This is a genomic window from Streptomyces sp. NPDC102514, from assembly GCF_055584525.1.
In genome coordinates this window covers 118,011-132,299 of record NZ_JBVJLW010000023.1, presented here as the reverse complement: position 1 = coordinate 132,299, position 14,289 = coordinate 118,011, and the positions used below count along the sequence as shown (strand labels likewise).

11 protein-coding genes, 1 tRNA gene and 1 pseudogene are annotated in these 14,289 nt (G+C 72.0%); 5 read left to right on the top strand and 8 right to left on the bottom strand.

From position 1 onward, the window contains the following. Positions 1-7 precede the first annotated feature (7 nt). Positions 8-1,876: an acyl-CoA dehydrogenase family protein gene (locus tag ACZ60E_RS40330; RefSeq protein WP_469447108.1), complete on the top strand. Its 1,869-nt coding sequence runs from the start codon at positions 8-10 to the stop codon at positions 1,874-1,876. 311 nt (positions 1,877-2,187) lie between these two features. On the opposite strand, the gene ACZ60E_RS40325 is transcribed toward ACZ60E_RS40330, so the two are convergent. From ACZ60E_RS40325 to ACZ60E_RS40310, 4 genes and pseudogenes are all read right to left on the bottom strand, one after another. After that, positions 2,188-3,516, bottom strand: a complete 1,329-nt coding sequence (locus ACZ60E_RS40325; RefSeq protein WP_469447107.1) for an enolase C-terminal domain-like protein — start codon at positions 3,514-3,516, stop codon at positions 2,188-2,190. A gap of 49 nt (positions 3,517-3,565) precedes the next feature. Further along, on the bottom strand, positions 3,566-4,903 hold the full coding sequence (locus ACZ60E_RS40320) for a gluconate:H+ symporter (protein WP_469447106.1): 1,338 nt from the start codon (positions 4,901-4,903) through the stop codon (positions 3,566-3,568). A gap of 60 nt (positions 4,904-4,963) precedes the next feature. Beyond that, positions 4,964-5,236 (bottom strand): annotated as a pseudogene (locus ACZ60E_RS40315) (5-dehydro-4-deoxyglucarate dehydratase); the annotation flags it as partial. Next, complete coding sequence (locus ACZ60E_RS40310; protein WP_469447105.1) at positions 5,235-6,140, bottom strand: dihydrodipicolinate synthase family protein; 906 nt, start codon at positions 6,138-6,140, stop codon at positions 5,235-5,237. The gene ACZ60E_RS40310 and the pseudogene ACZ60E_RS40315, both read right to left, overlap by 2 nt. A 111-nt stretch (positions 6,141-6,251) precedes the next feature. Here ACZ60E_RS40310 and ACZ60E_RS40305 point away from each other — a divergent pair, with 111 nt between their 5' ends. Continuing rightward, positions 6,252-7,085: an IclR family transcriptional regulator gene (locus tag ACZ60E_RS40305; RefSeq protein ID WP_469447104.1), complete on the top strand. Its 834-nt coding sequence runs from the start codon at positions 6,252-6,254 to the stop codon at positions 7,083-7,085. Between the two features lie 106 nt (positions 7,086-7,191). On the opposite strand, the gene ACZ60E_RS40300 is transcribed toward ACZ60E_RS40305, so the two are convergent. Both ACZ60E_RS40300 and ACZ60E_RS40295 read right to left on the bottom strand, forming a co-directional pair. Continuing rightward, positions 7,192-9,693 (bottom strand): ABC transporter permease, encoded by a 2,502-nt coding sequence (locus ACZ60E_RS40300; protein ID WP_469447140.1) that lies wholly within the window; start codon positions 9,691-9,693, stop codon positions 7,192-7,194. Positions 9,694-9,716: 23 nt separating this feature from the next. Next, on the bottom strand, positions 9,717-10,514 hold the full coding sequence (locus ACZ60E_RS40295; protein ID WP_469447102.1) for an ABC transporter ATP-binding protein: 798 nt from the start codon (positions 10,512-10,514) through the stop codon (positions 9,717-9,719). 242 nt (positions 10,515-10,756) lie between these two features. Between ACZ60E_RS40295 and ACZ60E_RS40290 the strand changes: the two genes are divergently transcribed. The 3 genes from ACZ60E_RS40290 (at position 10,757) to ACZ60E_RS40280 (ending at position 13,130) form a co-directional block, all read left to right on the top strand. Continuing rightward, entirely contained in the window at positions 10,757-12,034 is a 1,278-nt protein-coding gene (locus tag ACZ60E_RS40290; protein WP_469447138.1) for a sensor histidine kinase, read from the top strand. After that, positions 12,034-12,666 (top strand): response regulator, encoded by a 633-nt coding sequence (locus ACZ60E_RS40285; RefSeq protein ID WP_469447101.1) that lies wholly within the window; start codon positions 12,034-12,036, stop codon positions 12,664-12,666. Before ACZ60E_RS40290 ends, ACZ60E_RS40285 begins: the two co-directional genes overlap by 1 nt. 391 nt (positions 12,667-13,057) lie before the next feature. Beyond that, positions 13,058-13,130 (top strand) — tRNA-Arg (locus ACZ60E_RS40280). 487 nt (positions 13,131-13,617) lie between these two features. Here the strand turns inward: ACZ60E_RS40280 and ACZ60E_RS40275 are convergent. Both ACZ60E_RS40275 and ACZ60E_RS40270 read right to left on the bottom strand, forming a co-directional pair. Continuing rightward, complete coding sequence (locus ACZ60E_RS40275) at positions 13,618-13,935, bottom strand: hypothetical protein (RefSeq protein ID WP_469447099.1); 318 nt, start codon at positions 13,933-13,935, stop codon at positions 13,618-13,620. A gap of 23 nt (positions 13,936-13,958) precedes the next feature. Then, positions 13,959-14,252, bottom strand: a complete 294-nt coding sequence (locus tag ACZ60E_RS40270) for an AbrB/MazE/SpoVT family DNA-binding domain-containing protein (RefSeq protein ID WP_469447098.1) — start codon at positions 14,250-14,252, stop codon at positions 13,959-13,961. Between the last annotated feature and the right edge of the window lie 37 nt (positions 14,253-14,289).

The window sequence follows — 14,289 nt, the reverse complement described above, 5'->3', positions numbered from 1 at the left end:
GAGTTCGATGTCCGTGCCCGCACACACGAAGACCCACCCCGTCGCCGACGAGCTGGCCCGGCTCCTCTTCGAGGGCGCCGACCGCGAGCGCGTCCACGGGGACTGGCGCCGGCTCGTCCGCGGCAGGGAGTTCGCCTACCGGGCGGAACTGTCGCCGCAGGAGCGGACGGCACTCTCGTACGAGCGGCTGCGGCTGCTGAACGAGGCGGTGGGCGACCCGGTGGCGCTGGCGGCCGACCCGCATCGCCTCGCGGGTCTGCACGAGTGGACGGGGCCGGTGGACGGCGGGCTGACCACACTCGCGAGCATCCACTACAACCTCTTCCTCGGCAGCGTCATCGACCATGACGGCGGCCGTGAGAGAGACCTCTCCCGCTTTACGTCCCTGCAGAGCACAGGAACGTTTCTCTGCACGGAGTTGGAGCACGGCAACGACGTGGCGTCGATGGAGACGGTCGCGGTGTTCGACCGGGCCACGGGCGGTTTCCGGCTGACCACGCCGACCGAGGGCGCACAGAAGTTCATGCCCAACACCAGCCTCGCCGGCGGCCCCAAGACCGCCGTGGTCGCGGCCCGTCTCCTCGTCGACGGCGAGGACCGGGGAACGTTCCTCTTCCTGACCCCGCTCAGCGACGAGAGCGGCCACCTTCCCGGCGTACGGGTCCGTCCGCTGCCCGGCCGCACCGGCACCCCGGTGGACCACTGCCTCACCGCGTTCGACCAGGTGTGGCTGCCGCGCGAGGCCCTCCTGGAGGCCGAGCACGGACGGCTGGCCGCCGACGGGACGCTGACCAGCAGCCTCGGCAACAGACGCAAGCGGCTGCTGCGCTCCATCAACCGCGTCACCATGGGCAAGCTCTGCATGAGCGCCGGCACCCTGGGCATGTCCCGCGCGGCGCTGACGATCGCGGTGCGCTACGCCCACAGCCGCCTCCTGTCCGGCCCCAGGGCCGGCGAGCGCATCCCGCTCGCCGCCCACCGCAGCCACCACGGCCGGCTGCTGCACTCGCTGGCCACGGCGTACGCGATGACGTTCCTGCACCGGTCCACGGTGAACCTGTTCGCCACGCACGCCCAGGAGGAACGGGCGGAGGTGGAACGTGAAGTGGCCGTGGCCAAGGGGTGGATCACCTGGCAGGCACGGGAGATCACCACCGAATGCCGTGAACGCTGCGGCGCGCAGGGGCTGTTCCCCGCCAACGGGCTGGCCGACCTTCCCCTCAACATCGAGGGCGGCATCACCGCCGAGGGCGACAACCTGGTGATCTGGGTGAAGGCCGCGTCCGAGATGGTCTTCGGCCATCAGGTGACGCGGACGGACGACACCCCTGCCCCTCCCGCCGACCGGGAGATCACCGAACTCCCCTACCTCCGCTCCCTGCTGGCCGATGTCGAACGCATCTGGCAGGACCGGGCGCGGGCCGCCCTGCGCGAGGGGCCCTCGGGTGACCCGGTCGGCCGCTGGAACGTGACGTCCGACGCGGCGCTGGAGATGGTCTCCGCGCATGCGCGGCTCCGGGCGGCGGACGCGTTCCTGGCGGCGATCGCGCGGACCGCGGATGCGCGGGCGGGGCATCTGATGCGGAACCTGTGCCGGTTGTTCCTGCTTCGGCAGGTGGGCGCGCACACGGGTGACCTGCTGGCCGAGGGCCGCATCACGGCCGACCACGTACGGGGTCTGCCGAAGGCCGTCGACACGGTCGTGGGGTCTCTGGCGCCGCACCTGATGACACTGGTCGACGCGTTCGACCTGCCGGCGGAGGTGCTGTCGAACATCCCGATCGCCAGCGGGGGGTATGTCGGCGGGGCGGATGTGGGGGGCGACTTGGTGGGTGCGGGGGCCGTACTGTCCGGCTGCGCCCCCGGCGGGGCGTGACCGCAACCCCTGTGTTGCTTGGCTGCGGGCGCGTGGGGGTTGGCCGCGCAGTTCCCCGCGCCCCTTAAGGGGCTTTGCCCCGTGGTTGGTTGGCTGCGGGTTCGGTGGGGGCTGGGCGCGCCGTTCCCCGCGCCCCTTAGGGGCAAAAGCAGGGGCGCAGCCCCGCTTTTGAGGGGCGCGGGGAACGGCGCGATCAGCCACAACGCACCCGCACGTGCGAACGCGCATGGGCCTTCGGCCCCTCAGGGGCGCGGGGAACTGCGCGGCCAGCCCCCACCCACCCGCACATGTGAACGCAGGCGGGCAGCGTGTCAACGGACCAGGCACGGGCTCTTCGCGTCGAACTGCCAGTTCGGGAGCAGGTATTGCATGCCTGCGGCGTCGTCCCGCGCGCCCAGCGCCTTCTTCAGGTACAGCTCGTGCGCCGCGAGCAGCCGCTCCATGTCCAGTTCGACGCCCAGCCCAGGCGCGTCCGGCACCGCGATCTCCCCGTCGACGATGCGCGGCGGGCTGACGGTGAGCCGTTCCAGGCCTTCCTGCCAGATCCAGTGCGTGTCCAGCGCGTTGTACTCCCCCGGCGCCGCCGCCCCGCAGTGCGTGACCATCGCGAGCGAGATGTCGAAGTGGTTGTTGGAGTGGCATCCCCAGGTGAGCCCCATGGCGTTGCACAGCTGAGCTACTCTCACGGACCCCTGCATGGTCCAGAAGTGCGGGTCGGCGAGCGGGATGGAGACGGACTGGAGCGCCAGCGCGTGCGTCATCTGCCGCCAGTCGGTCGCGATCATGTTCGTGGCTGTCGGAAGTCCGGTCGCCCGCCGGAACTCCGCCAGGATCTCCCGCCCGGAGTACCCGTCCTCCGCCCCGCAGGGATCCTCGGCGTACGCGAGCGTGCCGACCAGTGGCTTGCACAGTTCGACGGCCTCGCTCAGCGACCACGCCCCGTTCGGGTCGAGGGTGACCCGTGCCCCGGGGAAGCGGTCCTTGAGCGCCCGTACGGCTTCGACCTCCTCCGCACCGGCCAGTACACCGCCCTTGAGCTTGAAGTCCCGGAAGCCGTACAGGTCGTACGCCGTCTCGGCCTGTCGCACGATCGCCTCCGGCGTGAGCGCCTCCTCGTGCCGGACGCGGTACCAGTCGACGTCCGAGTCGGGCTCACGGACGTACTCCAGGTCGGTGCGGCCGGGGTCGCCGACGTAGAAGAGGTAGCCCAGGACCCGTACGGACGAGCGCTGTTGGCCGTCGCCGAGGAGCGCCGCGACCGGTACGTCCAGGTGCTGGCCCAGGAGGTCGAGCAGTCCCGACTCGACGGCCGTCACGGCGTGCACGGTGGTGCGCAGGTCGAAGGTCTGGGCTCCCCGGCCGCCCGAGTCGCGGTCGGCGAAGCGGTCCCCGATCGCCCGCAGGACGCGCTTGTAGTCGCCCACCTTCGCGCCGACGACCAGGGACTCGGCGTCCCGCAGGGTCCGGGTGATCTTCTCGCCGCCCGGTACCTCCCCCAGTCCCGTACGGCCCTCGGAGTCCTTGAGGACCACGATGTTGCGGGTGAACCAGGGGCCGTGCGCGCCGGAGAGGTTCAGCTCCATGCTGTCGCGGCCGGCGACGGGGTAGACGGCGAACTCGGTGACGGTCGGCTGACTCATGCGGATCCATGACCTTTCGGAGTGGGAGGGGTCTCTTGGGGGGGGGAACTCACAGGCTGAGGACGTCCAGGGCCCACTCCATCGCGAGGACCCCGCCCAGGCCGAGGACCGCGAGGACCGTCGTATAGGTGGTGCGCACCTTGATCGCCTCGATGACCGAGAGGTTGAAGTACTCCTTGAAGAGCCAGAATCCCGGGTCGTTGACGTGGGAGAAGGCGATCGAGCCGCAGGACACGGCGAGCACCATGATCTCGGGGTGGATGCCGCTGCCCGCGAGGAGCGGCAGCACCACCCCGGAGGCGGTGACGACGGCGACGGTCGCCGAGCCGAGCGCGACGCGGAGGATGACCGCGATGAGCCACGCCAGGACGATCGGCGAGATGGACCAGCTGTCGGTGGCGTCCTTGATGTAGTCGGAGATGCCGCCTTCGACGAGGACGTTCTTGAACGCGCCGCCCGCGCCGATGACGAGGAGGATCATCGCCATCGACTGGGCGGCGGAGGTGCAGGACGTGTTGACGTCCGCGAGGCTGCGGCCGATGCGCGGGCCGAACGCCCAGATCGCCAGGAGCAGGGTCAGCATGAGCGCGATCGGCGCCGAGCCGATGAAGGCGACGAAGTGCAGGACGGGCCCGTCCCCCGCGACCGTCATGTCGATGACCGCGGCGCCCGCGATGAGGACGACGGGGAAGAGCGCGACGGACAGCGACCAGCCGAGGCCCGGCATCTCGCCGTCCTCGAACTCGCGGTCGCTGACCAGGCCCTTGGGGATGGAGGGGTCCATGGCCCGGATGAACGGCAGCCGCGGCCACAGCAGCGCGATGAACGCGCCCACCGGGACGGCGATGAACAGGCCGTAGAACAGGGTGTGTCCGACGGAGGCGTGGAAGGTCGCGGCCACGGCGGTGGGGCCGGGGTGCGGCGGCAGGAAGCTGTGCATCGTGGACAGGGCGATCGACATCGGCAGGCCGACCCACAGCAGCTTCACCCCGGTGACCCTGACCAGCGTGAACGCGATCGGCACGATGATGATGAACGCGACCTCGTAGAACATGGTCACGCCGATGAGCATGGACGTGACCACCATGGCGACCTGGACCCAGCGCGGCCCGAACGCGTCGAGCAGCCGGCCGGCTATCCGCTGGGCGGCGCCGGAGTCCCCCATCACCCGGCCGACCATGGCGCCGAGGCCGATGGTGAGCATCGTGTCGCCGATCTGGCCGCCGATGCCCTCCGAGAGGACGTCGGGGATGTCGGCCACCGGTATGCCCTGGACCAGGGCGACGCCCACCGCCACGAGCAGCAGCGCGGCGAAGCCGTTGAGTTTCATCCGGGTCATCAGGAACAGCAGCACCAGGACGCTGATCCCGACTACGAGCAGAGGCATGCAGTTCCCCTTTGAACTGGCCGTGTGTCAAGCGGTGGATCGGGCGGAACGTGGGGCGGATCAGGCGGTGGCGCGTCGGAGCGGCGCTCCGACGAGGGCGAGGCCGGTGTCGAGGATCGCCTCCAGTTCGGCGAGGTCGGCGGCGCCGGGATCGGTGAGCGGGGCCCGTACGAGCCCGACGGGCAGGCCGCGCAGCCGGGCGGCGGCCTTGACGAGGGACACGGCGTACCCCGGCACGCGGTCGCGCAGTTCGACGAGCGGGATGTAGAAGTCGCGCAGGAGCTTGGTGAGCGTGGCCTCGTCGTTCCCGCGCAGGGCGGTGAAGAAGGCGCTAGGGCCTGTCTGACCATTCCCGTCTGCCGCGCGACGCCATGCACGCCCTCTCGCCGCACCGGGCACAGAGCCAAGTACGTCCAGTACGAGGCCCTGCGCCCGGCACGGCGAGAGCACGCACCTGACGCCGCCCGGCCGCCCTCCGGGCGACGACGGGAATGGTCAGACAGGCCCTAGCGATCTCGGGGGCGAAGGCGTGGACGGCCGAGGAGTAGGCGGGGACGCCGACGGTGGCGTACGCGCGGGCCTGGATCTCGGCGGTGGAGGCGCCGTTGAAGAAGAGGAAGCCGTCGGGGGCGGCGAGGGTGAGCCGTTGCAGCCGGTCGAGGTCGCTGTGTCCGTCCTTGAGGCCGATGACGGTGGGGATCTCCGCGATACGCCGCACGCTGTCGGCGGTGAAGGCGACCTGCCCGCGCTGGTACGCGATCAGCGGCAGCCGGGTGCCGGCGGCGATCCGGCGCAGCTGTCCGACCAGGCCGTCCTGCGGGGCGCCGACCAGGTAGTGGGGCATCACGAGCAGGGCGTCGGCGCCGGCCTCCTCGGCGATCCGGGCGAAGCGCAGGGCCTGCGCCCAGCCGTAGCCGATGCCGGCGACCACGGGCAGGCGGCCGTCGGCGATCTCGACCGTGGCCTCGACGACCGCGCGGTACTCGTCCTCGTCCAGCGAGAAGAACTCGCCGGTCCCGCAGGCGGGGAAGACGGCGCCGGGGGCGGCGGCACCGGGTCCGGGGGCCAACTGGGCGGTCAGGTAGGCCCGGTAGGACTCCAGGTCGAGCCCGCCGCTGCCGTCACCGTCGCCGTCACCGCCGTCGCGGAAGCTGGTGAGAGGAAAGGACAGCACTCCGCCCGCCATGCCGTCGCGCAGCCGCTGCACCACGCTCCCGATCTCCGCGCTGTACCGCATCTCCGACCTCTCATCTCTATATGCAGATGGCGTACACGTATGAGAACGGAGGTTAGGTCGGTGAACCGGGCACGGTCAATGGGTGCGGCAGCGCGGATTTACGATGAGGCCATGCCGGAGAGCAGCGGGGGCCGCGGGGTACGGGGAGCGCAGGAACCACGGGGAGCACGGGGCGTACGCGGGGTGAAGTCGGCGACCCGGACGGTCGCGCTGCTCGAACTGCTCGCCGCACGCGGTGACCGGCCCGCCCGCCTGGACGAACTGGCCGAGGAGCTGGACGTACCGCGCAGCAGCATGTACCAGCTGCTCCAGACCCTCATCGACTGCGGCTGGGTGCGCTCCGACACGACCGGGTCCCTCTACGGCATCGGCATCCGCGCCCTGTTCACGGGCACGAGCTATCTCGACAGCGACCCGCACGTCCGCCTGGTGCGCCCCTATCTCGACCAGGCTTCGGACGCGCTCGGCGAGACGATCCACCTGGCCCGGCTCGACGGCCCGGACGTCGTCTACCTCGCGACCCGCGAGTCCCACGAGTACCTGCGGACCATCAGCAGGGTCGGCCGCCGTATCCCGGCCCACGCGGGCGCGCTCGGCAAGGCCCTGCTCGCCGAACGCCCCGACAGCGAACTCCCTCTCCCTGAGGGCCCGTTGCCCGCCCTCACCGAGAACACGCACACCACCAGGGCCACCCTGCTCACCGACCTCGCGGGAGTCCGCGCCCGCGGCCACTCCATCGACCGCGAGGAGACGGTGCCCGGCATCGCGGGCTTCGGCTTCGCCCTGCGGTACGACTCCCCGGCGACGGACGCCATCAGCTGCTCGGTGCCGGTGGCCCGCCTCAGCGAGTCCCACGAGGCCCGGGTGATCGCGGTCATGAGGGAGACCCGCACGAAGATCGAGAGCGCGCTCCCGTCGGCTTCGGGGGCGCCGGACTGGCGGTGACGGGTCCGGCCCACCCCACCTCCTGCTCCACCGCCCACTCCCCCGGCCGATCCACCGCCCACTCCCTCGGCAGATCCACCCCCTGCTCCCTCGGCCGGTCCACGGCCTACTCCACCGCTCCGCGGCGCATGACGAGGGCGGCGGCCACTACGGACGAGACCACGGCGAGCACCGCGCAGGCGCCCGCGGTCGCCCCGAGCGCCGCCCACGGCAGCTCGACCGACGTCCGCACGGAGAGCAGCCGCAGCGCGCTCCACATGCCCAGCAGATTGAACCCGGCGACGAGCAGCCCCAGTACCCCGCCCAGCACGACCACCATCAGCGCCTCGGCGCCCACCAGCCGCAGCACCTGCCACCTGGTGGCCCCGGCCAGCCGCAGCACGGCCAGGTCGCGGACCCGGCCGGAGGCCGCCATGACCATGGTGTTGACCAGCGAGATGCCGGTGTACAGCAGGGCGATGCCGAGGACCAGGACGAAGCCCATACGGGTCGTCCGGTCGGTCTGCGGGTACGTCGCCCGCACCCACTGCCCGGCGGTGAACACGTCCCCGCCGGACTCCCGTACGGCGTCCCGCAGTTCGGCGGCGACGGAGGTCGCGGCGGTCGCGTCCCCGGCGCCCGTGAGGCGTACGTCGACCCGGTCGGCGTACGCCTTCGGAGCGTTGCGCGGGGTGACGTACACACCGTTGTCGCCGGTGCCGACCGGCATGACCGCGGCGATCCTCAGGGACTTTTGCGTGCCGTCGCCGAGCCAGACGTCCACGCGCTGTCCCACGGTGTGCCGTTCCCACTCCTCGTTGACGATGATCGAGCCGTCGTCCAGGTCGCCCGCGCTCCCGGCGACGAGCGGCAGCCGAGCGGTGCGGGTGAGCGGGCCGGGTTCGGCGGCGTGGGCCTCGGACCCGATGAGCGCCACACCGTCCTCCAGTACGTACACGGCGCTCGACGAGGTCACGGAGACCTCGGTGCCCGGCACGTCCCGCAGCCTCCGCAACGTGCCCTCGTCGAAGCCCGCCCCGCGCGGCGCGGTGACCACGAAGTCGGCGGTGGTCCGCGCCCGGACCTCGGCCGCCCTCGCCGCGTGGAGGGTGGCGACGGCACCCAGCAGCGAGCCCGTCAGCGCGACCATGACCAGCACGGGCGCCGCGACGGCGGCCGTACGCCGGACGCCCGCGGCGGCGTTCTCCCGCACCAGCATGCCCGTGGCGCCGGGCAGCCGGGCCGGCGCCCAGGCGATCAGCCGGGCCATCGGGCGCACCAGCACCGGTGCGAGCAGCGCCACCGCGGTGATCAGCAGCATGGGCCGGCTGATGTAGGTCTTGCGGTGCAGCAGCTCGCCGGGGTCGCCCACCAGGGCCAGGACCGGCATGACCACGGCGGTCAGCAGCAGGCCGCCGCCGAACAGCCGGCGGCCCCACGTCATCGTCCCGGTGTCGACGGCCGCCTCGCGCAGCGCCTCGACGGGGCGGGTGCGCCCCGCACGCCAGGACGCGGCCACCGCTCCGGACAGCGCCACGAGCAGGCCCGTCCAGAAGGCCGTCCAGTACGGCCAGGTGTGGTCGCCGACGGTGAACCAGCGGGGCGCGAGGTCTTCGTCGACCGCCCACGCGGCGAGCCGCGGCGCCCCGTACGAGCCGAGCACGCAGCCGGCCGCCGAGGCGAGCACACCGATGAGGAGTGCCTCGAGGACGACCATGCGGCGGAGCTGTCCCGGGGTCGCCCCGGCCGTGCGCAGCAGCCCGAACTCCCGGCGGCGCCGGGCCACCGCGAACGCGAAGGTCGACGCCACCACGAACACCGACACGAACCCGGTGACACCGGCCGCCGTGCCGAACAGGGCGTTCATCGCGGTGAGCGCGTCCCTGTCCCGGTCGGGATCGGCGTCGGCGTAGCGGCGGGCGTCACCGGTGAGGACCTGGACGCCGTCGCTCGCGCGCACGGTCTCGCGTACGGCCTCACGCACGGCCGCCGCGTCCGCGTCGACGACGAGCTGGACGCTGCGGGGCGCCAGCCGGGCGGCGGCGGTGTCGGTGTGGAAGACGGCGTTCTCGAAACCGGCTCCGGGCGCGGGGCCCGCGTCCCGTTCGGCGCCAACCGCTGTCACGACGCCGACGACTCGTACGGTGCCGTCGTCGGTCCGTATGCGCGTGCCGGGGCGGGCCCGGTAGCCGCTGACGGCGACCTCGTCCGCGGCCTTCGGCGCGCGCCCCGCGACCAGCTCGTACGGGGCGAACGCGGCGGTGGACCAGGGGTGGCCGACCAGATCGGCGGGGCCGGCCCCGCCCCGGACCCGTACGGGGAACGACCGGTCCTCGACGACGGTCCCGAGGGTTCGCAGCCTGGCGACCAGCTTCTCGGGGAGGGTGCGCGGCTGGGCGAGCCCGCGGGTGCGGACACCGTTCGGGGTGGTCACCCGCAGTGTGTCCATGCCCTTGACGACGACGGGCGCCGCGGCGAACCGTTCGGGCCCGCGGTCGGGCGCGTCCGCCGAGGACGCGAGGACCAGTCCCATGACGGCGATCAGCGCCACGCCCGAGGAGAGGGCGGCGAAGCTGCCGACGAAGGTGACCCAGCGGGTGCGCAGCGTACGCAGGGTGGTGCTCAGCAGGACGGTGCTCAGCCGGGTGGTGCTCAACACGGCGCGGTCTCCAGCTCGGTCACCCGCGCGGCGATGTCCTCGGCCCCTGCGCCGATCAGCTCGCCGTTGACGCGGCCGTCGACGAGGACGACCACGCGGTCGGCGTACGAGGCGGCGACCGGGTCGTGGGTGACCATGACGACCGTACGGCCCTCACCGTCGACCATGCCGCGCAGCAGGCCGAGCACTTCACGGCCGGTCCGCGAGTCGAGCGCACCGGTGGGTTCGTCGGCGAACAGCACCTCGGGGCGCGTGATCAGGGCGCGCGCCAGGGCGACGCGCTGCTGCTGGCCGCCGGACATCTCGGTCGGCCGGTGCCGGGCCCGCCCGCCGAGTCCGACCTGCTCCAGCACCTCGCGGACCCGGGCCTTCGGAGGGCGGCGGCCGGCCAGCCGGAGGGGCAGGGCCACGTTCTGCTCGGCGGTCAGGGAGGACAGGAGGTTGAACGCCTGGAACACGAAGCCGATGCGTTCACGGCGCAGGAGCGTCAGCCCGGTCTCGCTCAGCCCGGTCAGTTCGGTCCCGCCGACGACGACCGAGCCGGAGGTGGGCCGGTCTAGACCCGCGGCACACTGCAGCAGGGTCGACTTGCCCGAGCCGGACGGCCCCATCACGGCGGTGAACGTCCCCTTCGGGAAGCCGAGCGACACCTGGTCGAGAGCGGTGACGGACGTACCGCCGGAGCCGTGACGCCGGGTCACGGACCGCAGTCGGATCGCGTGGTCGGAGGCGTGGTCGGCCCCGTCCCGGGTCACGCCGTCGGTCACGTAGTCGGTCACGTCGTGGGTCATGCGTCCCCGCTCATGTCGGTGTCGGTGCTGTCCGCCGGCTCTCTGCACCTGCGCTGTCGGCGCTGTCCGTCGGCGGTTCCAGGGTCGGTCGGCGCACCCTCGTGGCGCGCTACGGCAGGGACGAGACTTGGGGTAGGGCCAGGCCTACCCCCGGTCCACGCCCTGGCCCGATGGCGCGGACGATCCCGCGCTCGTACGGTCCTACCGTGATCCCCATGCACCCCCGGAACGTGTGGCAGGCCATGTCCCGTCCGGGCTTCCTGCTGTCGGCCTGGCCCTGGCGCGCTGCCGCGTACCTGCTCACGGGCGCGGTCACCGGCGTCGTCGCCCTGACGGCGCTCGTGACGGTGACCGTGGTCTGCGGCGCGCTCGCTCTCCTCGTGGTGGGCCTTCCCCTCCTGGTCGTGGTCGCCCTCAGCGGGCTTCCCGTGGCGGGGGTGGAGCGGCGCAGGCTGCGGCTGATCGACGACGATCCGGCGACCGGCCGGCACCGGGAGCCGACCGCGCCGGGCCTGCGTGCCTGGCTGACGACCCGGCTGCGCGAGCGGGCGACCTGGCGGGAACTCGGATACGCGCTGCTGTTCGCCGTGCTGTTGTGGCCGGTCGACGCCCTGGCGATCACGGTCGCCCTGCTCTTCCCGCTGTCCATGGCCGCCACGCCCCTGCTGATGGCCACGGCCGGAGGCGGCGAGGAGACGAAGGTGCTCAAGCTGTGGACGGTCACCACGTGGCCGACCGCGTTCGGCGTCGCCGTACTGGGCCTGCTCCTCATGGCCCTGTGCTGCTACGTGCTCGGTGTCGCGGCGGGCGCCCGCGCCGAGCTGGCCCGGCTGCTGATCGCCTCCCGCGAGGACGAACTGGGCGCCAGGGTCGTCGAACTGGCCGGCTCCCGCGTGCGGTTGGTGGACGCCTTCGAGGCGGAGCGCCGCCGGATCGAGCGCGATCTGCACGACGGCGCCCAACAACGCCTGGTGGCCCTGAGCATGACCCTCGGCCTGGCCCGGCTGGACGCACCGCCGGGCCCGCTCGCCGACCAGCTCGCCAGGGCCCACGAGCAGGCGGCCCAAGCCCTCGCGGAGCTGCGCGAACTGATCGACGGCATCCACCCCAAGGTCCTCGCGGACTACGGCCTGCAGGCCGCGGTCGCCGACGCCGCGGACCGCTCGGCGGTCCCCGTGGACGTCGACCTCGAACTGCCGGGCCGGCTGCCCGGCCCGGTGGAGTCCGCGGCGTACTTCGTGGTCTGCGAGGCGCTGGCCAACGTCGCCCGGCACAGCGGGGCCGGACGCGCGCGGGTCAGCGGCGGCCACCGCGACGGCCGTCTGATCCTCCAGGTGTGCGACGACGGGCGGGGCGGCGCGGACGCCTCGGCCGGCACCGGGCTCACCGGCCTCGCGGACCGGGTGTCGGTACTGGATGGCAGACTCGCCCTGTCCAGTCCGCCGGGCGGCCCGACCCTGTTGCTTGTGGAGGTTCCTTGCGAGGTGGCCCCGGCCGAGGCGGCCGAACGCTCCGGGTAGTGCTGGCCGAGGACAGTGTGCTGCTGCGGGAAGGACTCATCGGCCTGCTGGCCCGCTTCGGCCACGAGGTGGCGGCGGCCGTCGGGGACGCGCCGGCCCTGCACGCGGCGGTCGAGGAGCACGCGCCCGACATCGTGGTGACGGACGTACGCATGCCGCCCGGCTTCCAGGACGAGGGCCTGCACGCGGCGGTACGGCTGCGCGAGAGGCGCCCCACGCTGCCGGTCCTGGTCCTCAGCCAGTACGTACAGCGGACGTACGCCTCCGAACTCCTGGACTCCGGCGACGGATCCGGCGTCGGCTACCTGCTGAAGGACCGCGTCGGCCAGGTCGAGGAGTTCGTCGACGCCCTGCACGAGGTCGCCAACGGCGGCACGGTACTCGACCCCGAAGTGGTCCGCCGCCTGCTGCGCCACCGCCGCGACCCCCTGCAACGCCTCACCCCGCGCGAGCGCGAGGTACTGGCGCTGATGGCGGAGGGCAGATCCAACGGCGCGATCGCGAAGGACCTGGTGGTCTCCGAGGCAGCGATCGGCAAACACATCAACGGAATCCTCACGAAGCTGAACCTTCCGCTGGAGGAGGGGACGCATCGGAGGGTTTTGGCTGTGCTGGCGTTTTTGCGGGGGTGAGGGGGGTGGGGGGAGGGGGCTTGGGGGGGGTAAGCGGGTTGCGGGGTGAGCTTGGGCCCTCCACGGGGAGGGCGGATCTCTCGGCCACTGAGCCACCGGACGGCCGCCGGCCCATCACCCCTCAGCACGGCAAGCCACCAGGTCACGGCATGATCTTCCACCGCCCCTCAACACGGTGGACCACCAGGCCACGTCATGGTCTGCGACCCATCACCCGCCTGAGCCCCGATCCGGTACCCTGTGGTGCGAGCGTCCCTGGCCGGCGCTGCGGCACGTGGCGCGGTTCCCGCACCTCATCCCCGCGGCAACGACCGAGAACGCTCAGGGCTTGACCGGGAGACCTGGCCACGACTCGTGCATCGAGTTCCACGCAAGGTTTCGCACAAGCCCCGCCTTCGTAGCTCAGGGGATAGAGCACCGCTCTCCTAAAGCGGGTGTCGCAGGTTCGAATCCTGCCGGGGGCACAGCGCATTACGCCGCTGACCTGGGGTTTCCTCTTCAGGGAGGCACCCTATTCGGCCTCGGACTCCTCGTCCGGGGCCGTTTGCGTGAGCGGACGGGGAGTTGATCTCCCGAGAATCTCCCAACGGGGAGCATCCGACACCGACTGCGGGTCGAGTGTGTCCGCGCTGCGGGGTTCGACCTCCGCTTCAAGAACGGGGTTCTCGGAAGTGGCACCGCGGTGGTACGAGCCGACCTGCGGCCTCGGTGATGGCGAACACCCGGCCGCATAGGCCGACGTTGCCGCGCCGTGGCGCAGGTCGTGAAGCAAGACCGGCGGGAGGCGATGCCTTCGCACAGCTCGATGAACCGCGGTGACGCTGGCGAGGTGGATCAGTTCTCCAATCCAGCGGGTGGAAACCACGCCACGCCGTTCGGCGGCACGACCTCAGCAGGGCGACACGAGAGCGGCCCCCCACGTGTATCAGGTGGGGGGCCGCTCTCGGTTCCTCAGGCGGGACCGGGATCGAAGATCTCGTGTCCACCAACCCGGCGCCAGACAACGTGCGGCTCACCCTCGCGGAGTTCGTCTCCGTACTGCCAGGTGGCGCGCCCGTCAGGCGCCCAAGTCATTTCCATGATGGGACGCTCGCCGTCAGGGAGCCTGACTCCCTGGACCGGCTTGACCCGCAGGCCGGGCCGAAACTGCCCAGTCGCAACATCCGGTACGAACTTCTTCCGGACGGTGTCCTCGAACCGCTCTCGCTCCTGCGGAAGGAGCTTCTTGAAATCGCGGTCGAAGCGGGCAGTCGTCACGAAAGTCGGCAATAGGGTCTCCTGGCGGGTCGGGGTCAGCTCTCCTTGTCGAGGTGCGCGAACATGCCGTCCACGTCCTCGTGACGGGTTGTGCGCCCAGCCGCGATGTCCTCGCTGGCCTCGCGCTCACCCGCCTGCCACCGCTCCGACCAGAACCATGCCTGATCGGTGCGGATCTTCCTCAGCCCGTGAACCTCGACGACTCCGGCATCGTTGATCTCGAACTCAAGCTCGTCACCTGGGGAGACCCCCAGCGCCTCGCGCACGCCCGCGGGCAGCGTCAGCTGCCCCTTGTCGCGCACGCCGGCCTGGAACGTAGCCACAGCCATGGATGACCTCCCACTCTCACCTTCCATGTCTTCTTCG